This is a genomic window from Streptomyces sp. NPDC034103 (genome assembly GCF_055575395.1).
Genome location: NZ_JBVISS010000008.1, coordinates 440,594 through 462,240, shown reverse-complemented (window position 1 = coordinate 462,240; position 21,647 = coordinate 440,594). Strand labels below are relative to the sequence as shown.

15 protein-coding genes, 1 tRNA gene and 1 pseudogene are annotated in these 21,647 nt (G+C 71.0%); 12 read left to right on the top strand and 5 right to left on the bottom strand.

The window, feature by feature from the left end:
• Positions 1 to 233: 233 nt before the first annotated feature.
• Together oxc and frc are read left to right on the top strand one after the other, a co-directional pair.
• Positions 234 to 1,982: an oxalyl-CoA decarboxylase gene (gene oxc, locus ACZ56U_RS20590; RefSeq protein ID WP_469085426.1), complete on the top strand. Its 1,749-nt coding sequence runs from the start codon at positions 234 to 236 to the stop codon at positions 1,980 to 1,982.
• A 60-nt stretch (positions 1,983 to 2,042) separates the two neighbouring features.
• Entirely contained in the window at positions 2,043 to 3,299 is a 1,257-nt protein-coding gene (gene frc / locus ACZ56U_RS20585) for a formyl-CoA transferase (protein ID WP_469085425.1), read from the top strand.
• A 72-nt stretch (positions 3,300 to 3,371) separates the two neighbouring features.
• Here the strand turns inward: frc and ACZ56U_RS20580 are convergent, their stop codons facing one another.
• A complete protein-coding gene (locus tag ACZ56U_RS20580) occupies positions 3,372 to 3,797 on the bottom strand; it encodes a PAS domain S-box protein (protein WP_469085424.1) in 426 nt (141 codons plus the stop codon).
• A gap of 486 nt (positions 3,798 to 4,283) precedes the next feature.
• On the opposite strand from ACZ56U_RS20580, the gene ACZ56U_RS20575 reads away from it, so the two are divergent.
• The 3 genes from ACZ56U_RS20575 (at position 4,284) to ACZ56U_RS20565 (ending at position 5,763) form a co-directional block, all read left to right on the top strand.
• Positions 4,284 to 4,961, top strand: a complete 678-nt coding sequence (locus tag ACZ56U_RS20575; RefSeq protein ID WP_469085423.1) for a GntR family transcriptional regulator — start codon at positions 4,284 to 4,286, stop codon at positions 4,959 to 4,961.
• 93 nt (positions 4,962 to 5,054) lie between these two features.
• Positions 5,055 to 5,516, top strand: a complete 462-nt coding sequence (locus ACZ56U_RS20570) for a MarR family winged helix-turn-helix transcriptional regulator (protein ID WP_469085422.1) — start codon at positions 5,055 to 5,057, stop codon at positions 5,514 to 5,516.
• A gap of 159 nt (positions 5,517 to 5,675) precedes the next feature.
• Positions 5,676 to 5,763 (top strand) — tRNA-Leu (locus ACZ56U_RS20565).
• A gap of 112 nt (positions 5,764 to 5,875) precedes the next feature.
• Here the strand turns inward: ACZ56U_RS20565 and ACZ56U_RS20560 are convergent.
• From ACZ56U_RS20560 to ACZ56U_RS20545, 4 genes and pseudogenes are all read right to left on the bottom strand, one after another.
• A pseudogene (locus ACZ56U_RS20560) lies at positions 5,876 to 6,625 on the bottom strand (EamA family transporter); the annotation flags it as partial.
• A gap of 74 nt (positions 6,626 to 6,699) precedes the next feature.
• Positions 6,700 to 8,070, bottom strand: coding sequence for a hypothetical protein (locus ACZ56U_RS20555; RefSeq protein WP_469085421.1), 1,371 nt, complete (start codon positions 8,068 to 8,070; stop codon positions 6,700 to 6,702).
• A 4-nt stretch (positions 8,071 to 8,074) separates the two neighbouring features.
• A complete protein-coding gene (locus tag ACZ56U_RS20550; RefSeq protein ID WP_469085420.1) occupies positions 8,075 to 9,040 on the bottom strand; it encodes a hypothetical protein in 966 nt (321 codons plus the stop codon).
• Between the two features lie 58 nt (positions 9,041 to 9,098).
• Positions 9,099 to 10,148 (bottom strand): zinc-dependent alcohol dehydrogenase, encoded by a 1,050-nt coding sequence (locus tag ACZ56U_RS20545; protein ID WP_469085419.1) that lies wholly within the window; start codon positions 10,146 to 10,148, stop codon positions 9,099 to 9,101.
• Between the two features lie 702 nt (positions 10,149 to 10,850).
• Between ACZ56U_RS20545 and fusA the strand changes: the two genes are divergently transcribed.
• The 7 genes from fusA to ACZ56U_RS20510 all read left to right on the top strand — a co-directional run bounded on the left by fusA (position 10,851) and on the right by ACZ56U_RS20510 (position 21,629).
• A complete protein-coding gene (gene fusA, locus ACZ56U_RS20540; protein WP_469085418.1) occupies positions 10,851 to 12,932 on the top strand; it encodes an elongation factor G in 2,082 nt (693 codons plus the stop codon).
• 808 nt (positions 12,933 to 13,740) lie between these two features.
• Entirely contained in the window at positions 13,741 to 15,057 is a 1,317-nt protein-coding gene (locus tag ACZ56U_RS20535) for an ABC transporter substrate-binding protein (RefSeq protein WP_469085417.1), read from the top strand.
• Entirely contained in the window at positions 15,057 to 16,034 is a 978-nt protein-coding gene (locus ACZ56U_RS20530) for a carbohydrate ABC transporter permease (RefSeq protein WP_469085416.1), read from the top strand. Before ACZ56U_RS20535 ends, ACZ56U_RS20530 begins: the two co-directional genes overlap by 1 nt.
• 31 nt (positions 16,035 to 16,065) lie before the next feature.
• A complete protein-coding gene (locus ACZ56U_RS20525; protein ID WP_391235664.1) occupies positions 16,066 to 16,905 on the top strand; it encodes a carbohydrate ABC transporter permease in 840 nt (279 codons plus the stop codon).
• Positions 16,906 to 16,925: 20 nt separating this feature from the next.
• On the top strand, positions 16,926 to 18,284 hold the full coding sequence (locus tag ACZ56U_RS20520; RefSeq protein WP_469085415.1) for a GH1 family beta-glucosidase: 1,359 nt from the start codon (positions 16,926 to 16,928) through the stop codon (positions 18,282 to 18,284).
• Positions 18,285 to 18,408: 124 nt separating this feature from the next.
• Complete coding sequence (locus ACZ56U_RS20515) at positions 18,409 to 19,248, top strand: alpha/beta fold hydrolase (protein ID WP_469085414.1); 840 nt, start codon at positions 18,409 to 18,411, stop codon at positions 19,246 to 19,248.
• 56 nt (positions 19,249 to 19,304) lie between these two features.
• A complete protein-coding gene (locus ACZ56U_RS20510) occupies positions 19,305 to 21,629 on the top strand; it encodes a DUF4132 domain-containing protein (protein ID WP_469085413.1) in 2,325 nt (774 codons plus the stop codon).
• The last annotated feature ends 18 nt before the right edge of the window (positions 21,630 to 21,647 follow it).

The window sequence follows — 21,647 nt, the reverse complement described above, 5'->3', positions numbered from 1 at the left end:
CCGATGCATCAGTCCTCTGCGAGCCTGCGGTGACCTGCGGTGCGCGTCCAATACCTACTGGCGAACGGCCGATAGCGGGCGTCTATCAAGACAGATGCGAGGCCCCTCACCGGCCGTCGATAGATGCTGCTTATCGGCTGGTCGCCGATGGGTCTTGGACGCGGACGAACACGCTGCGGATGGTGAGAGCAGTAGCCGCTCCGGCAGGACCTGCCCAAGGAGGACCTCGGACCATGACCGCTCCCTCGCCACTGGAGACCGCGGCAGCAGCCGACGTTCCGACCGAGCTCACCGACGGGTACCACCTGGTGGTCGACGCGCTCAAGATGAACGACGTCGAGACCATCTACGGCGTGGTCGGCATCCCCATCACCGACCTGGCCCGCCTCGCCCAGGCCCAGGGCATCCGCTACATCGGCTTCCGTCACGAGAGCAACGCCGGACACGCGGCGGCCATCGCCGGCTACCTCAACAAGAAGCCGGGTGTGGCCCTGACCGTCTCCGCGCCGGGCTTCCTCAACGGCCTCGTCGCGCTGGCGAACGCGACCACCAACTGCTTTCCCATGGTCCAGATCTCCGGCTCCAGCGAGCGCCACCTCGTCGACCTCAAGCAGGGCGACTACGAGGAGATGGACCAACTCGCCGCCGCGCAGCCCTTCGTGAAGGCCGCGTACCGGGTGAGCCGGATCGAGGACATCGGCCGCGGCATCGCCCGCGCCCTGCGCACCGCCGTCTCCGGGCGCCCCGGCGGCGTCTACCTCGACATCCCCGCGGCCGTGCTCGGCGCCATCATGCCCAAGGCGGAGGGCGACAGGACGCTGAGCCGTCTCGTCGACCCCGCGCCGCGCCAACTGCCGGCGCCGGAGGCCGTGGACCGCGCGATCGAGCTGTTGGCCTCCGCCGAACGCCCGCTGGTGGTGCTCGGCAAGGGCGCCGCCTACGCGCAGGCGGACGCCAAGGTACGGGAGTTCATCGAGTCCACCGGCATCCCCTACGTACCGATGTCGATGGCCAAGGGCCTGCTGCCCGACGACCACCCGCAGTCGGCCGCCACCGCCCGCTCGCTCGCGCTGAAGAAGGCCGACGTCGTGATGCTCATCGGCGCCCGCCTCAACTGGCTGCTGGGCCACGGCCAGACGGGCTGGAACCCCGACGCCAGGTTCATCCAGATCGACATCGACCCCAAGGAGATGGACAGCAACCAGCCCATCTCCGCCCCGCTCGTCGGCGACATCGAGTCGGTGCTCGACACGTTCGCCGAACGCACCAAGCCCGGGCAGATCTCGGCCCCTTCGGCCTGGCGCGACGAACTCGGCGCCCGCTCCGCGCAGAACGTCGCCAAGATGGCCGAGCGCCTGGCGGCCGACCCGCACCCCATGCAGTTCATGGGCGCGCTGAAGGCCGTACGCGATGTCGTGCACGCGCATCCGGAGACGTACATCGTCAACGAGGGCGCCAACGCCCTGGACATCGCCCGCAACGTCATCGACATGCACGTACCCCGCCACCGCCTCGACAGCGGCACCTGGGGCGTCATGGGCATCGGCATGGGCTACGCCATCGCCGCCGCCGTCGAGAGCGGCGCTCCGGTGGTCGCGATCGAGGGCGACAGCGCCTTCGGGTTCAGCGGTATCGAGATCGAGACCATCTGCCGCTACAAGTTGCCCGTCGTCACGGTGATCATGAACAACGGCGGTGTCTACCGCGGCGACGACACCAACCCGTACGACGACGCCCCCGCGCCCACCACCCTCATGTCGGCGGCCCGGCACGACCTGCTCATCGAGGCGTTCGGCGGCAAGGGCTACCGGGCCACCACGCCCGCCGAGGTCGCCGCCGCCCTCACCGATGCCCTCGCCTCCGGTCGACCGGCGCTCATCGACTGCGTGATCGACCCCTCGGCCGGCACCGAGAGTGGCCACATCTCGCACCTCAACCCCAAGGGCATCACCGTCGGCAACATCGCTCCGGCGAGGAAGTGACCCCGACCCGCACCTCGAACTCCCTTTCCGTACGCGTACGTTCATGAAAAGGAAGCAGACATGAGTGAAAAGCCGCTCGCCGGAATCAAGGTGATCGACTTCACCGGGGTCCAGGCCGGTCCCGCCTGCACGCAGATGCTCGCCTGGTTCGGCGCCGACGTGCTGAAGGTGGAGCGCCCCAACGGCGGCGATGTGACGCGGCGTCAACTCCGCGACATCGAGAACCTCGACGCGCTGTACTTCACGATGCTCAACAGCAACAAGCGCTCCCTCGCCATCGACACCAAGACCAGTGAGGGCAAGGAGGTGTTGGAGAAGCTCATCCGCGACGCCGACGTCCTCGTGGAGAACTTCGCCCCGGGCGCCCTGGACCGGATGGGGTTCTCCTGGGAGCGCATCCAGGAACTCAACCCACGCCTGATCTTCGGCTCGGTCAAGGGGTTCAACGACCAGTCCTCCTGGAACGACCTCAAGGTCTACGAGAACGTCGCCCAGTGCGCGGGCGGCGCGGCCTCCACCACCGGCTTCTGGGACGGCCCGCCGACCATCTCCGGCGCCGCCCTCGGTGACACCAACACCGGTATGCACCTGACGATCGGCATCCTCACCGCGATCATCGACCGGGCGAAGACCGGCAGGGGCCAGAAGGTCTCCGTCTCCATGCAGGACGCGGTCCTCAACCTCTGCCGCGTCAAGCTGCGCGACCAACAGCGCCTGGAGCGCGTCGGCTACCTGGAGGAGTACCCGCAGTACCCCAACGGCGAGTTCACCGACGTGGTGCCCCGCGGCGGCAACGCGGGCGGCGGCGGCCAGCCTGGCTGGGTGCTCAAGTGCAAGGGCTGGGAGACCGACCCGAACGCCTACATCTACTTCACCGTCCAGGAACAGAACTGGAAGCGCACCGCCGAGGCGATCGGCCATCCCGAGTGGGCCGACGACCCGGACTACGCCACCGCGCGCGCCCGTCAGCCGCGCATCTTCGAGATCTTCGAAGAGATCGAGAAGTGGCTCGCGGACAAGACCAAGTACGAGGCCGTCGACATCCTGCGCGAGTGGGAGGTGCCCTGCGCCCCGGTGATGAGCATGAAGGAGATCGCCTACGACGAGGATCTGCGCCGCAGCGGCACCATCGTCGAGGTCGTGCAGAAGGAGCGCGGCACCTATCTGACCGTCGGCAGCCCGGTGAAGTTCTCCTCCTTCAAGCCCGACGTCACCGGCGCCCCGCTGCTCGGCGAGCACAGCTCCGAGGTCCTGGTCGAACTCGGTTACGACGAGGAGACCATCGGCCGGCTGAAGGAGAGCGGCGTCATCGTCTGACCGGAGAATCGGAGCATCGGAAGGGGCCGTGACCCGATGGGTCACGGCCCCTTCGGCATGTCCGGGCGTTGCTCAGACGGAAGCTTCGGCCCGTCGCCGCATCAACTCCCGCTCCCGCTCGCGGCGCGCGGTCACATCGCGAATGACCGCCCCTACATACGTGTTGCCGTCGGGGCCGGGCAGTAGCACCACGCTGAACTCGATGGACAGCTTGCGGCCGTCGGCCGCCAGCGCGGGCACGTTCAGCAGATCGGCGTCCCCGTACTTGCTGTACCCCCGCTCCATGGCCTCCTCGAAGCCTTGCTGATGCCGCTTGCGGTGCCGCTCGGGGATGATGACGTCCAGGCTGCGACCGGCCACGTCGGCCGCCGGGAACCCGAAGACGCGCTCCGCGCCCCGGTTCCAGTAGCGGATCAGCCCTTCACCGTCGACGATCACGATGGCGTCGGGCGCCTGGTCGGCCATGGCCAGCACCACGTCGGGATTCAGATCTTCCATGTCGCCTCCGAAACGGGGCCGTTGGATGCTGCGCAAATCAACTGGGCGACAGTATACCGACGATCGTATACAGCATTCCAGGACTGGGCGGCGATCTGGGGCGCTGAGACAAGACTGAGACGGGACCTCTACGGCGCAGGGGGCGCTCCCCGCCGGTAGAGGTCCCGCCGTCGTGCAGCGGGGGGCCGGTCAGCCCTGGGTGGCCGCGCCCCGCAGGGTGATGCGGTCCGCTCCCGCGTGCACGTTCATGGAGGTGCCGCCCTTCGGTCAGGGGCGGGGAAATCTGTCGACGAAATATTGTCTACAGGATGGAACTGATGCCAGCAAGGGTTTGGGCCGACCCCCGGACGGCACTCGGGGCCTCCGAAGGGGCCGCCTCCGTGCTGGGTGTACGGGTGTTTGTGCGCCGTAGACTGTAGGCGAAAGACAATCCATACTTGCCTCTGCTCTCGCATACAGCGATGACGCTGCCGAGGAGGGTCCGTGATGTTGTCGACGCCAGGACTGCCGCAGGGTGCGGTGCCCAAGCTCGAGCGGCCCGGTCCGTTGCGTGATCGTGTGTATGAGGCGTTGCTGGAGTTGATCACGACGCGTGCGCTGCAGCCGGGCCAGCACCTGGTGGAGAGTGAGCTGGCGGGCCACCTGGGGGTGTCGCGGCAGCCGGTGCGGGAGGCGTTGCAGCGGTTGAACACCGAGGGGTGGGTCGATCTGCGGCCGGCGCAGGGCGCGTTCGTGCATGAGCCCACGGAGGAGGAGGCCGACCAACTCCTCACGGTGCGGACGTTGTTGGAGGCGGAGGCTGCCCGCCTCGCCGCGGCCAACGCGGGCAAGGAGGCCATCGGCGTGCTGGAGGAGCTGTGCGCGCAGGGCGAGCGCGCGGTCGCCGCCGACGACGTGGACGCCGCGGTCGCGATGAACGCCCGACTGCACGCGAAGATCATGGAACTCGCGGGCAACGCCGTCCTCGCCGAGCTGGCGGCACAGGTCGACCGGCGTGTGCGCTGGTACTACACGCCGGTGGCCCGGCAACGCGGACGACAGTCCTGGATCGAGCACCGCGAGCTGATCGCGGCGATCGCCGACCGCGACGAGGAGCGCGCCACGGCGGTCATGCGGGCGCACACGGAGCACACGCGGAAGATGTACCACGAGCGGGAGAAGTAGGGCCCGGCCGCCGCATGGCCGGGGATCGGCTGCTTCCGGACGGCCGCTTCCCAGTCGCTCTTACAGTTGATCGGCCCTGGGTACAGTCGCCGCATGGTCGACGACGAGGGACCCGCGTTACCGGAGGACCGGCTCGGCCATCTCCTGGAGCGGGCGCGGGCCAAGCTGGCCAGGGCGTCCGCCGAGGCCCTCGCGCCGCACGGCGTGGACGGCCATGAACTGACGGTGCTGGCGGTGCTCGCCGACGCGCCGTCGCCGTCGCAGGTGGAGGCGGCCGGACGGCTCGGTGTGGACCGGACGACGATGGTGGCGCTCATCGACGGCCTGGAGGACCAGGGTCTGGTCGCCCGGCGTCGCAGTCCGTGGGACCGGCGCAAGAACATCGTCGAGCTGACGGCCGCGGGGGAGGACTGCCTGAGCCGGGCCGAACAGGCGCGGCGGGGTGCCGAGCGCCGCTTCCTCGCGCCTCTGGGTGAGGAGACGGCCGCCTCGCTCGTACGGGCTCTCAGGGCGCTCGTCGCGGAGGAACGATCGCGGCGGAACCCGCCCGCGTAGTCGTTCCGTCGCTCCAGGTGAGGCTTCCGCGGGGGCGCCGCCCGGCGCCACGGGACCGCTGGTCGGGGCACGGATATGCACGTGAAAGGCACTCCGAAAGCTTGGTATTGTTGTCCATGTCGCCGCGGGGAACACCCCCGGTCAGGCGGCAGACACCTAGTCCGGGTGGCGGAATGGCAGACGCGCTAGCTTGAGGTGCTAGTGCCCTTTATCGGGCGTGGGGGTTCAAGTCCCCCCTCGGACACCAGCTGAGACCCCTGTTCATCAGGGGTCTCTTGCTTTTCCCCGCCCCCGCCCTCGTCCCCCTGCGAGGACTGCCGGGCCTCGCTGCGCACCGCGCCCATGCCGGCGACCGTGACCAGGACGATGCCGGACGCCTGGGCCCACGACGGCTGCTCGGACAGCAGGACGAATCCGACGACCGTCCCGATGGCGGGTTCCAGGCTCATCAAGGTGCCGAAGACAGTGGTGGACAGGTTGCGCAGGGCAACCATCTCGGCGGCGTACGGCAGGATCGGCAGGAGCAGGGCCGCGAGGGCGGACAGGGCGAGGGCCTGCGGGGTCATGTGGCCGACGATGTGACCGACCCCGGCGAACGGCAGGGTCACCACCGAGGCCGCGACCATGGAGACCGCCAGCCCGCCCAGGCCCGTGAACTGGGCGCCCACCCGTTTGGTGAGCAGGATGTAGCCGGCCCAGCCCGCCGCCGCCCCGAGCGCGAAGCCGACCCCGGTCAGATCGACCTCGCCGCTCCAGGGCCGGGTCAGGGCGAGCACACCGAGCGCCGCCGTCAGCGGCCACAGCACGTCGATCCGGCGCCGCAGCCCCGCCACCGCCACCCCCAGAGGGCCGAGGAACTCCAGAGCCGTGGCCGTGCCCAGGGGGATGCGGACGACGGCCTCGAAGTACAGCAGGGTGAGCAGCCCGCTGACCGCGCCGAGCAGCAGCGCGGTCCCCGTCTGACGCCGGTCGCGGCCGCGGACGCGGGGCCGGGCGATGAGCCACAGGACGACCGCCGCCCAGGTCAGGCGCAGCCAGGCGGTGCCGGCGGGCGTGAACTTCTCGAAGAGATAGCTGGAGGCGCCGGCCCCGGTCTGCACACTGGCCATGGCCACGAGGGCGAGTGCCATGCCCCGGTAGCGCGGCCCGGCGTCCGGACCGAGGGACAGCTTCGGGCCGTGGTTCATGAGGCGCGCGCTCCGTGGGCTGCGAGGTCCGCCGGGGTGCCCGGGGCAGGCGGGGTGGTGACGGCGCCGGCGTCCGCCGGTTCGTCCCGGACCGGCGGTGTGGTGACGACGGTGGCGATCGGGTGTCCGGTGGCGTGCCCGGCGGCCGGTGCGGCCTCCTCGTGGTGGCCCTCGGTGAGGGCGAGCAGCCACCGGCCCACCTCGGGCGCCCAGGGCACCCCCAGGGTCTCGGCGTCCCGCTCCACGCGCTGCGGACGGTCCGCCGCCTGCCGGGCGAGGTAGAGCTGTGCGCGGTCCGGGTCGACGGCGGGCAGCGAGGGCAGCCGGGCGGTGACGAAGTCGAGCCAGTGCGCGTCGCCGTCCTCCAGGGCGTCGTCCAGCAGTGCCCCCACGTCCTCGGCACGCAGGCGCACCCCGCCGCGCTCGCACGCCAGCTCGACCAGGGTGCGGTCACCGACCGAGGCGCCCAACGCATAGGCCTGCGGGGCGTGTTGGGCGAGCAGGTCGGCGTCGTCGTAGCGTTCGAAGGCGAAGCGGACGGCGGGGGCGCTGTCCGAGGACAGCAGCCGCCGCCACAGCGGGGCGTCGAGGTACCACCAGTCGGCGTCCGCGAACACCGTGAACAGGGCGGGCAGTTCGGCGAAGCGGTCCTCGGACACCAGGCGCCGGAACACCTCCGCGAAGCCCTCGACACGGGGCGGCGGACGCAGACAGGCGAGGGCCTTGGCCAGGTCGTTCAGGGTGCCGTCGGTGACCGCCTCGGCGACGGCGCGGTGGATCTCCCGGGCGTCGAGGCGGACTTCCACGTCGGCGAGGCGGGCCAGCTTGCGCAGCGGTCCGTATCTGCCGCTGGCGAGCAGAGTGCGGATGCCGGTCGCGGCGGCCTCCGGGTCGAAGCGCACGCGCACACCGGAGAGTTGGCGCATGTAGTCCACGGCCCCGAGGCGGCCGGCGGCCACCAGGACGTCGTAGGACCGCAGGACCGTCTCCTCGTCCAGGGTGGGCCGCACCCCGGTCGCGGTGATGATCTGCTCGATGCCGCCGGCGTTGCCCCGGCGCGCGAGGCGGGCACAGGCCCGGTCGATGCGTTCGGGGGCCGTCCGTACGGCGGCCGGCAGATGCGCGTACAGAAAGCAGAAGTCGTCGACCACGCCCCGGTCCAGCGCCCGCTCGGCCGCACGGGCCACTGCCTCGGTGGGCAGCCCGGCCATGACGGGTACGTGTTTGTTCACCTGCTCGAGGACGTATATCTCGTCCCTTTCGAGCAGCCGTCGCACCTGCTCGGTGAGGAATTCCGCCGGCAGCCGGGTGAGCTTCTCGGGGGCGTCCTCGGAGAGTTTTTTGAAGAGATTCCGGTACGCGCGCATCGTCCTATCCCGCCAGCGCCATTTGCTTGGGCACGAAAGGCAGCAGGTGGCCGAAGTCGTGGTCACGGTTGAAACGCACCATGGCCTTGCGCAGTTCGGGGTCGTACCCTTCGCGGCCGCGGAAGTCGGTGCTCTCATCGGCGAGTTCCTCGCTCCACAGACCCGTGTAGACGGGAAGCCCCAGGGCGTGACCGGCCAGGACGACCTCGAAGATGCCCTGAATGGTGGGCGGCGTCCAGTCGCCCGGCTGCGTGGTCTGCTGGAGATGCGAACCCTCGGCGACATACGTGGGCGTCAGATAGATGACCAACTCGGTGCCGTGGCGGTCACAAAGGTCCTTGAGGTACTCCATCGTCGCGACCGCCTCGCGCACCCCGTGCTCGTCCGACATCCGCGGCGCCGGCTTGATCAGGACGTACGACGTCAGACGCACCCCCAGCGCGCCCAGCAGCGCGACCCGGTCCTCCATCACCCGGCGGGAGATCTTCTTCTTCAGGACGGTCTGCCGGATGAAGTCGTCCTGCGTCTCGAACCCGACCGTCACATCGAGCCGTGGCGCGTGCGTGGTCCGGGCGATGTGCTCCAGGTAGTCCCGCTTGACGTACTCGGGCCGGGTCTCGATCGACAGCACCTCGAGGTTCTCCATCTCCCGGGCGCGGTGCAGCAGATGATCGACGGACTCCCGGTGGAAGCGCCGCGGGTCGAGGGCGGAACCCTCGTTGCCGAAGCACAACTGACGGTACTCGCCCAGCTCACCGGCTTTGCTGTCGAAGACGTGGTCGATCTGGTTGTTGATCTGCTCGGCCGTCACCTCGAAGGTCGCCGAGCGGGTCGGCAGAGCGCAATACGTGCACTGGAACTGGCATTTCGTCGTGTAGAACGACAGGACGAGGTCGCGCCTGCCGAGGAACTTCCGAGTGCCGACGTAGAGCGGTGTGTTCGGATCGTGGGTCTCGATGTTCTCAGACATGGTGTGGCTGCCTTCCGTCGATGTACGGCCGTTCGGATTGAGGTCGGTCGTTCGTGCGTCAGCGCCACGGATACAGAACGATCTTTCCGCATTCCCTGGTGAGCTGGAGTTTCCAGGCCTGCTCGATGTCGTCGAGCGCGAAGGTGTGGGTGATGAACCGGTCGATCAGCGGGCCGGTGCGGGAGATGACGTCGAGCATTCCCGGCGCGTGCTGGAGATACAGATCGAGGCTGCCGCGGAGGGTGACACCCTTCTGGATCAGGTCCCGGTCGACGTGGAGCGACAGCTCGCCGGACTCCCCGAGGAAGGTGACCCGCCCGCCGCGCCCCACCGCGTCCAGGCCGAACCGCTGGTGGGTGGCCTGCGCCGAACAGTCGATGACGTGGTCGACGCCCCGGCCCCCGGTGAACACCCGTACTACGGACAGGGCGTCCGGCGCACCCAGGTCCACGATCGACTCCGCGCCCAACTCCCGTGCCAGTTCCCGGCGGTAGGGGCTGCGGCCGGCGCAGATCACCCGGGCTCCTCTGGCCCGCCCGTTGATCACGGCGCCGAGCCCCACCTGACCGAGCCCGGTGACCAGGACCGTGTCGCCCGCGGCGACGCCCATGTTCTCCATCGCCGTGTACGTCGCGCCCATCCCGCAACAGGCCATCGCGGCATGCTCGTACGGCATCCCGTCGGGGATCCGGAGCAGCAGCCGCTCCCCCTTGATCATGTACTGCGCGAAGCCGCACTCACCGGACTCGCCGGCGCACACCGCGAGCGGGTCCTCGGTGTCGTCGCAGTGCGCGTACCGGCCCGAGACGCACATCGCGCAGCGCCCGCACGGATAGCCGCTGAGCACCACCACCCGGTCACCCGGCCGGAACGGGCTGCCGGGGCGGGCCTCGACCACCTCGCCGGCCGCCTCGTGCCCGAGCGAGTCCCAGCGGTTGCGGTCCCTGAAGTCCCAGTGCTCGTACGCCAGATGCTCATTGCACATCGGGGCCGCGATCACCTTCACCAGGACGTAGTCCTCGGCGATCCGCGGCAGCGGCTTGTGGATGATCCGGCTGACGCCGGGGCCGTCCAGTGCGGCGACTTTCATACGTGCCTCTTCGGCCATGGTCGGTGCTCCAGGAGGTCGGGGAGGTCGTCGATCCGGTCCGGGGCGGCGCGGCCCACGCGGCTCGTGGCGTGCTGGTCGAGGAACCGGAGTCGGCGCGCGCTGTGTGCTGTTCGTGGCCGGACGGCGCACCGTGTGGGTGGGGGCGCGACCGGGGCACCGCGAGGGGTGGGGGGTGCCGCCGGCGATCGCCGCCGCACACCCGCGCGGCACACGGATCCCGACGCCTTGGCTGGACGCCGCCTCGTGCGGGGTCGCAGCGCCTCGCCAGATCCGCTGGAGCGATCGTTCACAGTCTCTGTGGACCCACTAGGGCTCGACTCGACCGACGGCGGAGCGGTCCTCTTCAAGGGCCGGCACCCTGCCGCGTACGGCGATAATTCGGGTGCCCCACACCTTTAGCGCTCCCTACACTCGCCACGCACCCCCACATCGGGCAGGTGCACGCCATGACGAGCATCGACGAGTGAGGGGAGACCGGCCGTGCGAGACCGCGCCGCTGTCGTCGTTCCCCCGTCGTACGACGTGATCCTCGTGTCCTTCTCCGTCCGGTGCCCGCTGCGCGGCCGGTACCGGATGCCCCGGACACTCGTCTGACCTTCAACGCACGCTCTCTGTACTTTTATTGACGTGCCGTCAGCCATGCAACCCTGTCCGGGAATCGCGCCACCCTGTCACCTCGCACCCGAAAGGCCTTGGGCCGTGCGCACCCACCTCAACACCCTCGCCGTCGTCCGCAATCTCGGCATCCTCGCCCACGTCGACGCCGGCAAGACCACCGTCACCGAGCGGATCCTCTTCGCGACCGGCACCACGCACCGGCGCGGTGAGGTCCACGACGGCACGACCGTCACCGACTTCGACCCGCAGGAGCGCGACCGTGGCATCACGATCTTCGCGGCGGCCGTCAGTTGTGCCTGGGACGGCCACCGGATCAACCTGATCGACACACCGGGGCACGTCGACTTCGCCGACGAGGTGGAGCGCTCGCTGCGGGTGCTCGACGGGGCGGTCGCGGTCTTCGACGCCGTGGCGGGGGTCGAGCCGCAGAGCGAGTCGGTCTGGCGGCAGGCCGACCGGTACGGCGTACCGAGGATCGCGTTCGTCAACAAGCTGGACCGCGCGGGCGCCGACCTCGACACCGCCGTCGAGTCGATCCGTGCGCGACTGCACCCGGCCCCGCTGGTCGTGCAGTTGCCCATCGGCGCGGAGGACGGCTTCCGCGGTGTCGTGGACCTGGTGCGGATGCGGGCGCTGACCTGGACCGACGGCGGCGAGATGGTCGTAGGGGAGGTGCCCGGGGAACTGCGTGAGGAGGCGCTGCGGCGGCGCCGGGTCCTGGAGGAGACGGTGGCCGAACTGCATCCGGCCGCACTGGAGGAGTTCTGCGCACGGTCGACATCCGACGCGCGGGCGCTCGACACGCAGGCACTCGACACGCGCACGCTCGTCCGCGCCCTCCGCGACCTCACCCGCAGCGGCGACGGTGTGGTCGTCCTGTGCGGCTCGGCCTACCGCAACCGCGGGATCGAGCCGCTGCTGGACGCGGTGGTGGCCTACCTGCCGTCGCCGCTGGACGTGCCGCCGGTGCGGGGCACGCTCGGCGAGACCCCGCAGGAACGGCCCGCCGACCCGGCGGCGCCCTTCGCGGCGCTGGTGTTCAAGGTGAACGCCACCCCGACCGGGCGGCTCACCTACCTGCGGGTCTACTCCGGAACGATCGAGAAGGGAGACACGGTCATGGACACCGGCGCGCGACGCAGCGAACGCGTGGGCCGCATCCTGCGGGTGCGGGCCGACCGGCACGCCCAGCTGGAGCGGGCCGTCGCCGGTGACATCGTGGCCGTCGTGGGGCTGAAGTCCGCGCGGGCCGGGGCGACCCTGTGCGCGCCGCAGGCCCCGCTCGTCCTCGAACCGCCGAGCGTCGCCGAACCGGTCGTCTCGGTGGCGGTCGAGGCGGTCCGGTCCACCGACACCGACCGGCTGGCCACGGCTCTCGCGCGGCTCGCGGAGGAGGATCCGTCGCTGGTCGTGCGGACCGACCCGGAGACCGGGCAGACGGTGCTGTCCGGCATGGGCGAACTGCATCTGGAGGTCGCGCTGGAGAAGGTGCGGCGGGACCAGGGGCTGGACGTCAACACCGGGCGGCCGAGAGTCGCACACCGTGAGACCGTCGTGCGCGGGGTGTCCGGGCATGTCTTCCGGCACGTCAAACAGGACGGCGGCGCGGGTCAGTTCGCGCATGTCGTGCTCGACGTGGAGCCGTGGGACGGTGACGCCGGGTTCGAGTTCCGGTCGGCCGTCACCGGCGGGCGGGTGCCGCAGGAGTACGTGCGGGCGGTCGAGGCCGGCTGCCGGGACGCGCTGGCCGAGGGGCCGATCGGCGGCCATCCGGTGACCGGGGTGCGCGTCACGCTCACCGACGGGGCGACCCACGTGAAGGACTCCTCCGACACGGCGTTCCGTACGGCGGGCCGGCTCGGGCTGCGGCAGGCCCTGCGCGCCTGTGCGACGGTCCTGCTGGAGCCGGTGGCCGAGGTCACGGTCACCGTGCCCGAGGCCGCGGTCGGGGGAGTGCTCGGCGACCTCGCGGCACGGCGCGGCCGGGTCACCGCGTCGGCCACGCGGGCCGGCTCGGCGGTCGTCACGGCCACCGTGCCACTGGCCGAACTCTTCGGTTACGCCACCCGGTTGCGCAGCCGGACCCAGGGCCGCGGCACCTTCACGGCCCGCCCGACGGGCTACGCCCCGGCACCGACAGCCACGACACCGGCCCAGCGGTAACGCCGACGGGGGCGGGCAGCGGTGACGCCGGCGCGGGTGGCCCAGCGGTGACGCCGGCGCGGGTGGCCCAGCGGTGACGCCGGCGCGGGCGGACCAGTGGACGTCGGCGCGGGCGGACCAACGGATGCCGGCGTGGGCGGACCAACGGATGACGGCGCGGGCGGCCCTCCCGATCCGGGCACGGGCGGGCCGCCTCGCGCGGGGGCAGCGGTAGCGGCAGGGCGGGCGGCCCTCCCGTACGTGAGACGGGTGGGCCGCCCGTGTCCTGCACGGGTGGGGCGCCCGCGTCCTGCACGGCCAACCCGTACGCACCCCGCGCGGACGGGGCGCCAGAACGACACGCGGCCTGCCCGCACCGGCTCGTCTGCCCGTACCCCCCACTGGCGGCCAGCCCGTACGCACCCCGCACGGGTGGGGCGCCCGCGCCCCGTACTGGCGGCCCACCCGTCCGTACCCCGCGGATGGGGCGCCACCGTCCCGCACGGGCGGCCCACCCACATCCCGCACGGATGGGACGTCCGCACCCCACTCTCGGCCCGCCCACACCCCGCACGGGCGGGCCGCCCGGACGCACCCCGCACGGGCGGCCCGTCCACACCCGGCACGGATGGGCACCCGCACCCCGCCCGCGCGCCCCGCCCACCCGCCCCCACCCGCACCCCCCCTTCAGAAAACGACCCCCCCAACACAGAACGCGCTTTCCCCTCGAACTGCGCTCGCGCAACCCCTTGACGTCCTGAAGCCGTGGCAGTTAACTCACGTCCTAAATTAAGCCGTGAGTGCATTCCCTGAAGGGACACCAGGAGCCATGCGCAGCATCCGAGCCGCGGCCGTAGGCGCCGTCACCATGTCTCTCGCCCTGGCCGCGTCGGCCTGCGGAGGCGGTTCGTCCACGGACGGCGGGTCCAACGACTCGCCGAAGACCCTCACCTACTGGGCCTCCAACCAGGGGGCGAGCATCGAGGTCGACAAGAAGGTCCTGCAACCCGAACTCGACAAGTTCGAGAAGCAGACCGGCATCAAGGTCAAACTGGAGGTCGTGCCCTGGTCGGACCTGCTCAACCGGATCCTCACCGCCACCACCTCGGGCCAGGGCCCCGACGTGCTGAACATCGGCAACACCTGGAGCGCCTCGCTCCAGGCCACCGGCGGGCTGCTGCCGTGGGACGCCAAGAACTTCGCGAAGATCGGCGGCAAGGACCGCTTCGTGGACTCCGCGCTCGGCTCGACGGGCGCCGTGGGCAAGGACCCGGCCGCGGTACCGCTGTACTCGATGGCGTACGCCCTGTACTACAACAAGAAGCTCTTCGCCGAGGCGGGCATATCCGGGCCGCCCGCCACCTGGAGCGAGCTGGTCGCCGACGGCAAGAAGCTGTCCAAGGACGGCAAGTGGGGCCTGGGCGCGGAGGGTTCGAACCCGTCGGAGAACATCCACCACGCGTTCGTCTTCGCCAAGCAGCACGGCGCCGACTTCTTCACCGCCGACGGCAAGGCCGACTTCACCAATGACGGGGTCGTCGCCGCGGTCAAGCAGTACGTGGACCTGATGGGCAAGGACAAGGTCATCGCGCCGGGCAACGCCGAGTACGCGCAGAACCAGTCCGTCAGCGACTTCGCCAAGGGCAAGACGGCGATGCTGCTGTGGCAGTCCGCCTCCGCCAACCTCAAGTCGCAGGGCATGAGCGAGGACGACTACGGCATCGCCCCCGTCCCCGTGCAGTCCGGCACCCCGGGCACCGGCACACAGGTCAACTCGATGGTGGCCGGCATCAACATGGCCGTCTTCAAGAACACCGACAACCTCGACGGCGCGACGAAGTTCGTGAAGTTCATGACCAGCGACGCGGAGCAGAAGATCCTCAACACCGCGTACAGCTCGATCCCGCCGGTGAAGACCGCCCAGAGCGACGCCACCTTCAACACCCCGGCCACCGCCGTGCTCAAGGACACCCTCGCCAAGAGCGCCGCCGCGCTGCCGCAGGTCGCCGACGAGTCGCAGTTCGAGACGGCGGTCGGTACGGCGATCAAGGACCTGTTCGCCGACGCGGCCGCCGGACGGGACATCACCACCGGCTCGGTGAAGGCGGCGCTGGAGAAGGCCCAGCAGCAGATGCCGGGCGCGTGATGACCACGACCCTGGAACGCGCCGCACCGAAGGCGCCGCCCGGCGAGAAGCGGCCGGCCCGCCCCGGCCGCATCCGCCGGATCGGACTGCCGTACCTGCTCCTCCTGCCCGCCCTGCTGCTCGAACTCCTCGTGCACCTGGTGCCGATGGGCGTCGGCATCGTGATGAGCTTCAAGGAGCTCACGCAGTTCTACATCCGTGACTGGGGCTCCGCGCCCTGGTCCGGGCTCGACAACTTCAAGGTGTCGGTGGACTTCGACGCCCCGGTCGGCGAGGCGTTGCTGCACTCCTTCCTCGTCACCGTCGCCTTCACCCTGCTGTCGGTCGCCCTGTGCTGGCTGATCGGCACCGCGGCGGCGATCTTCATGCAGGACACCTTCCGAGGCCGCGGCCTGCTGCGGGCACTGTTCCTGGTGCCGTACGCGCTGCCCGTCTACGCGGCCGTCATCACCTGGGTGTTCATGTTCCAGCACGACAACGGGCTGGTGAACCACGTCCTGCACGACCAGCTCGGCCTCACCGACAAGCCGTCCTTCTGGCTGATCGGCGACAACAGCTTCATCGCCCTGCTGACCGTGTCGGTGTGGAAGGGCTGGCCCTTCGCCTTCCTCATCGTCATGGCCGGACTCCAGAACATCCCACGGGAGTTGTACGAGGCGGCCGCCCTCGACGGCGCCGGGGTGTGGCAGCAGATCCGCCGCATCACCCTGCCGTCGCTGGGCGCCGTCAACCAGGTGCTGATCCTGGTGCTGTTCCTGTGGACGTTCAACGACTTCAACACCCCGTACGTCCTGTTCGGCAGGACCGCCCCGGAGGCGGCCGATCTGATCTCCGTCCACATCTACCAAGCCTCGTTCGTCACCTGGAACTTCGGCACCGGCTCCGCCATGTCCGTGCTCCTGCTGCTCTTCCTGCTGCTGGTGACGGGCGCCTACCTGGTCCTCACCTCGCGCGGACGGAGGACCTCGCGTGCGTAACCCCCCGATGGCGGCACGGCCCGACTCGCCGATGGCGCCCCCGCGTTCGTTCCTGTGGACCCGACGGATCTTCCTCACCGTGCTCGCCGGCTTCGTGCTGCTGCCGGTGTACGTCATGGTCTCCAGCTCGCTGAAGCCGCTCGCCGACGTCACCGGCAAGTTCCGCTGGACACCGAGCGAGGTGACGATCCGCCCGTACATCGACATCTGGTCGACCGTCCCGCTCGCCCGCTACTTCGTGAACTCGCTGATCGTGGCGGGCGCGGCGACGGTCTGCTCGGTGGTGATCGCGGTCTTCTCCGCGTACGCCGTCAGCCGCTACGACTTCCGCGGCAAGCGGGTCTTCACGGTCACCGTGCTGTCGACGCAGATGTTCCCGGGCATCCTCTTCCTGCTCCCGCTCTTCCTGATCTACGTCAACATCGGCAACGCCACCGGCATCGCCCTGTTCGGCTCGCGCGGCGGGCTGATCCTGACGTATCTCACCTTCTCCCTGCCGTTCTCGATCTGGATGCTGATCGGGTACTTCGACTCGGTGCCGCGCGACCTGGACGAGGCGGCGCTGGTCGACGGCTGCGGTCCGTTGAAGGCGCTGTTCCGGGTCGTCGTGCCGGCCGCGATCCCCGGCATCGTCGCGGTCGCCGTCTACGCCTTCATGACCGCCTGGGGCGAGGTGCTGTTCGCGTCGGTGATGACCAACGACACCACCCGCACCCTCGCGGTCGGCCTCCAGGGCTACTCCACGCTCAACGACGTGTACTGGAACCAGATCATGGCCGCCTCGCTGGTCGTGAGCGTTCCGGTCGTCGCGGGCTTCCTCCTTCTCCAGCGCTACCTCGTCGCCGGGCTGACGGCGGGCGCCGTCAAATGACCGCCTCCGAAAGGACTTACGTGACCATCGACCTCGCCGCACTCCCGCACGACTTCCTGTGGGGCACGGCCACCTCGGCGTACCAGATCGAGGGAGCCGTGGCGGAGGACGGCCGTGCGCCATCGATCTGGGACACCTTCGCGCACACCCCCGGGAAGATCGCGGGCGACGACCACGGCGACGTCGCCTGCGACCACTACCACCGCTGGCGCGATGACATCGCGCTCATGCGTCAACTGGGCACCAACGCCTACCGGTTGTCGATCGCCTGGCCGCGTGTGCTGCCGGGCGGCGACGGTCCGGTCAACGCCAAGGGCCTGGACTTCTACGACGAGTTGGTCGACGGTCTGCTGGCGGCGGGCATCACCCCGTCCGTCACCCTCTACCACTGGGACCTCCCGCAGGCGCTCCAGGACCGGGGCGGTTGGCCCGAGCGGGAGACCGCCGAACACTTCGCCGCGTACGCCTCCGTGGTGGCCGCGCGCCTGGGTGACCGGGTCGGCCACTGGACCACCCTCAACGAGCCCCTGTGCTCGGCCTGGATCGGCCACCTCGAAGGCAAGATGGCGCCGGGCCTCACCGACCTGACCGCCGCCGTCCGCGCCTCCTACCACCTGCTCCTGGGCCACGGGCTCGCCGTACAGGCCATCCGGGCGGCCGTCGCGGACGCGCAGGTCGGGATCGTCAACAACCTCTCCACCGTGTACCCCGCCACCGACCGCCCGGAGGACGTCGAGGCCGCCCGCCGCATGGACGGCCACACCAACCGCTGGTGGCTGGACCCGGTCCACGGCCGCGGCTTCCCGGAGGACATGCGCAAGGTGTACGGCGTCGAACTCCCCGAGCGCGCAGGGGACGTGGAGACGATCGCCACCCCGCTCGACTGGCTCGGTCTGAACTACTACTTCCCGCAGACGGTCGCCGACGACCCCAGCGGGCCGGCCCCGCACGCCCGTGCCGTACGCCGCCCCGGCGTGCCCCGCACCGGCATGGACTGGGAGATCGACGCGAGCGGCATCGAGACCCTGCTGCTGCGCCTCACCGAGGAGTACGGCGCCCGCAAGCTGTACGTCACGGAGAACGGCTCCGCCCATCCGGACGTCGTACGCCCCGACGGCACCGTCGACGATCCCGAGCGGCAGGACTACCTGGCCGGTCACCTCGCCGCCTGCGCGTCCGCCGCCCGCCGGGGCGCCCCGCTGGCCGGCTACTTCGCCTGGTCGCTGCTGGACAACTTCGAGTGGGCCTACGGCTACGACAAGCGCTTCGGACTGGTCCACGTCGACTACGAGACCCAGGCCCGCACCATCAAGGGCTCCGGGCACCGCTACGCGGAGATCATCCGGGAGCACCGGGCGGGGGCGCGGCGCGCCGCCTGAGACGGGCCGAAAGTCCCTGGTGAAGGGGTTTTCGGGCGGGGGGCACGCCGGCCGGCGGCCGGCGTGCCCCCCGCGCCCGTCTTATTGCGTTGCCGCAGGTCGGCCCGGCTGACAGCCTCACCCCATGCCCACCTTCACCGCCCCCGACGGCACCACCCTCGCCTACCACGTCTCCGGCGACGGCCCGCCCCTGGTCTGCCTCCCCGGCGGGCCGATGCAGGACTCCGCCTACCTCGGTGACCTGGGCGGCCTCGGCGCCCACCGGACCCTGATCCGGCTGGACCTGAGGGGCACCGGCGACTCGGCGGCCCCCGAGGACCCGGCGTCGTACCGCTGCGACCGGCAGGTCGACGACGTCGAGGCGCTGCGGAAGGAACTGGGCCTGGACCGCCTGGATCTGCTGGCCCACAGCGCCGGCGCCAACCTGGCCGCCCTCTGCACTGCCCGCCGTCCCGACCGGGTCGGCCGCCTCGCCCTGATCACGCCGAGCGTGTACGCGGTCGGCCTCGGCATCACCGCGGAGGACCGGTTGGGCACCGCGCGGCTGCGCCGGGACGAGGAGTGGTTCGCCCCGGCGTACGCGGCCCTGGAGGCGGTCACCGAGGGCCGCGCGGACGCCGACGCCTGGCAGGCCGTCGCGCCCTTCTGGTTCGCGCGCTGGGACGAGGAGGCGAAGGCGGTCCGGGCGGCGGAGGAGAGGCAGCGGAACGACGAGGCGGCGCGGATCTACGGCTCGGAGGGTGCCTTCGACCCGGCCGCCACGCGCGCGGCGCTGGCCGGTTTCCCGGGGCGCGTGCTCGTGCTGGCGGGCGAGGTGGACGTGGCGGGGCCGCGGCGGGCCATGGCCGAGTACGCCGCGCTGTTCGCGGACGCGGAGCTGGTGGTGCAGCAGGGGGCCGCGCACTTCCCCTGGTTGGACGAGGCCCGGAGGTTCGTGGCGCACACCGCGCGCTTCCTCGCCTAGTCCGCCGAGCGTCCGTCCGGGGCGGGTTGTCAGTGGCGCCTGCCATGATCCCAGGCATGCTCTACGACGACGTGCTCCGGGCGTTGACCGACCCCGCCTTCGTCCTCGACGTGTGCTCCGCCGATCTGGCCGGGCTGTCCGACGAGGACCTCGGCGGGCTGCTCCCGGCGGCGTACCGGTCGCGCCCCGGCGCCACGGACGCGATGGCGCGGACGCGGGTCGCGGTCCACGGGGCGGCGCGGGACCGGGCGCCGCGCTACACACCCGAGGCGTGCCGCCGGATGGTCGAGGCGGTCGCCGCCTGCATCGAGAACCCCGACGACGTGGTGAGCCTGCGCCCGGTGGCGGACGCGCTGGGGCACTGCACGGGGCCGTGGCCCGAACTGTCCGGCCCCGCACACGCCCTGACCGCGTTCCTGGTGCGGCGCGGCGACGTGTCCCACCCGTACTCGCTCCTCGTGCTGGCCGGTCTCGCGGACCAGGCCACCCTGCGCGCGGCGGCGGACCTCCTGGGACGCGACCAGGGAGCCATCGCCAGGGACGGCGTCGACACGGCCCTCTCCCTCACCCAGGCCGAGCAGGCGCTGCTCATGAAGGTCGACGGGGTCAACTCCTACGAACCGCCGCCGGACGCCCCGGACCTGTGGCGCGAGGTGGCCGAGATCCCGGCGTTCGTCGCCTTCGCCCGGCGGGCCCTGGAGGCGGCGGCCGACCGTGCCGACGCCATAGGGCGCGGCGACCTGCCCTACCGTGCCGACAAGGCGTTCACCGCCCGCGAGGTCGAGATGCTCGGACAGAGCGCGCGGGTGGCACTGCTGCGCGACGAGTCATGGCTGCCCGGGGTCCTCGACCGGCTGCTGCCCGGCATCGCCGTCGCCCCGACCGCCGCGAAGTCCGTACCGTCGCAGGCGCTGCTGTACGAACTGGGGCGCGCCGCGCGGGACTTCCCGACCCCGGAGGCCGTCGCCGCGCTGCGCACCGCCCGGTCCGTCACCCGGCACGCCGCGGTGCCCAAGCAGATCGACAAGCTGCTCAAGAACGTCGAGGCGGCCCTGGCCGAGCGGACCGAGGTGGCGCTGCGGCTGCCGAGGGCGGGCTTCGACAATGGCGGTGTCCTGCGCCGCGAGGCGGGTGGCGGCTACACGGCCGTCGTCACCGTCGCCGAGACCGCCGAGCTGACCTGGGAGAAGGACGGCCGCCCGCTGAAGAGCGTCCCCGCGCCCGTGCGCCGCGACCAGGCCGACCTGGTCAGGGAACTCCGCGACCTGGTGAAGCGGGTCGGTGTCCAACTCGGCACCCTGGCCAGGGCGCTGGAGGGGGGCTTCACCGTCGAAGCCGTCCACCCCTACGCCCGGTGGCGCGCCGAACTGGCCGAACACCCGCTCGCGCGGGCGGTCGTGCGCCGGCTGATCTGGGAGATCGAGGGCGCGCCAGGGCAGTGGCGGTCCTTCCTGCCGGCGATCGAGGACCTCCCCGAGGCGCCCGACCACGCCTCCGTACGGCTGTGGCATCCGATCCGCGCGGACGCCGGGACGGTGGCGGCCTGGCGGGACCGGATCGTCGACGGGCGGATACGTCAGCCGTTCAAGCAGGCGTTCCGCGAGATCTACCGGCTCACCCCGGCCGAGGAGGAGACCCACCTGCACTCCTTCCGCTTCGCCGCCCATCTGGTGCACTACCAGAGGATGGCCGCGCTGTTCCGGGCGCGTGGGTGGCGCAGCCGGCTGCTCGGCCCGTGGGACTGCGGGGACGGGGACTCGGCCCTGCGCACCCTGGGGGTGGGGGAGTGGCGGGTCGCCTTCGCGCACACCTACGTGGACGGGACGGACGGCGGCGGGGTCGCCTCGACGGACCGCGTGAGCTTCGAGCACCGGGTCGACGGTGCCTGGCGCCAGGCACCGCTCGCCGCGGTACCGCCCCTGGTCTTCAGCGAGGCGATGCGCGACGTGGACCTCTTCGTCGGCGTCACCTCGATCGCCGCCGACCCCGACTGGACCGAGCAGGGGCCGGCCCGCGCCTACTGGGAACGGGCCGGGTTCGCCGAGCTGTCGGAGAGCGCCGAGGCCCGCCGCGACGCCCTCGCGCGCATCCTGCCGCGCCTGAAGATCGCCGACCGGTGCACGCTCGACGGCCGTTTCCTGGTCGTCCGGGGCGACCTCAGGTCGTACCGGATCCATCTCGGCTCGGCGAACATCCTGATGGAGCCGGACGACTCCTATCTCTGCGTGGTCCCGTCGCGCGCGGCGGTCGGCGGCAAGGTGTTCCTGCCGTTCGAGGACGACCGGCTCACCGTGATCCTCAGCAAGGCCCTGCTCCTCGCCGCCGACACCTCGATCACCGACCCGACGATTCTCCGACAGATCAGGAGAGGGCAGACCTGATGACCCCGGAAGCCCCCG

Excerpts from the sequence above, each read along its gene's own strand:
- oxc (WP_469085426.1), top strand. The coding sequence starts at position 234 with ATGACCGCTCCCTCGCCACTGGAGACCGCGGCAGCAGCCGACGTTCCG.
- ACZ56U_RS20555 (WP_469085421.1), bottom strand. The coding sequence starts at position 8,070 with ATGCGCGCGTACCGGAATCTCTTCAAAAAACTCTCCGAGGACGCCCCC.
- frc (WP_469085425.1), top strand. The coding sequence starts at position 2,043 with ATGAGTGAAAAGCCGCTCGCCGGAATCAAGGTGATCGACTTCACCGGG.
- ACZ56U_RS20515 (WP_469085414.1), top strand. The coding sequence starts at position 18,409 with ATGCCCACCTTCACCGCCCCCGACGGCACCACCCTCGCCTACCACGTC.
- ACZ56U_RS20530 (WP_469085416.1), top strand. The coding sequence starts at position 15,057 with ATGACCACGACCCTGGAACGCGCCGCACCGAAGGCGCCGCCCGGCGAG.
- ACZ56U_RS20525 (WP_391235664.1), top strand. The coding sequence starts at position 16,066 with ATGGCGCCCCCGCGTTCGTTCCTGTGGACCCGACGGATCTTCCTCACC.
- ACZ56U_RS20570 (WP_469085422.1), top strand. The coding sequence starts at position 5,055 with ATGGTCGACGACGAGGGACCCGCGTTACCGGAGGACCGGCTCGGCCAT.
- ACZ56U_RS20550 (WP_469085420.1), bottom strand. The coding sequence starts at position 9,040 with ATGTCTGAGAACATCGAGACCCACGATCCGAACACACCGCTCTACGTC.
- ACZ56U_RS20545 (WP_469085419.1), bottom strand. The coding sequence starts at position 10,148 with ATGGCCGAAGAGGCACGTATGAAAGTCGCCGCACTGGACGGCCCCGGC.
- ACZ56U_RS20580 (WP_469085424.1), bottom strand. The coding sequence starts at position 3,797 with ATGGAAGATCTGAATCCCGACGTGGTGCTGGCCATGGCCGACCAGGCG.
- ACZ56U_RS20575 (WP_469085423.1), top strand. The coding sequence starts at position 4,284 with ATGTTGTCGACGCCAGGACTGCCGCAGGGTGCGGTGCCCAAGCTCGAG.
- ACZ56U_RS20510 (WP_469085413.1), top strand. The coding sequence starts at position 19,305 with ATGCTCTACGACGACGTGCTCCGGGCGTTGACCGACCCCGCCTTCGTC.
- ACZ56U_RS20535 (WP_469085417.1), top strand. The coding sequence starts at position 13,741 with ATGCGCAGCATCCGAGCCGCGGCCGTAGGCGCCGTCACCATGTCTCTC.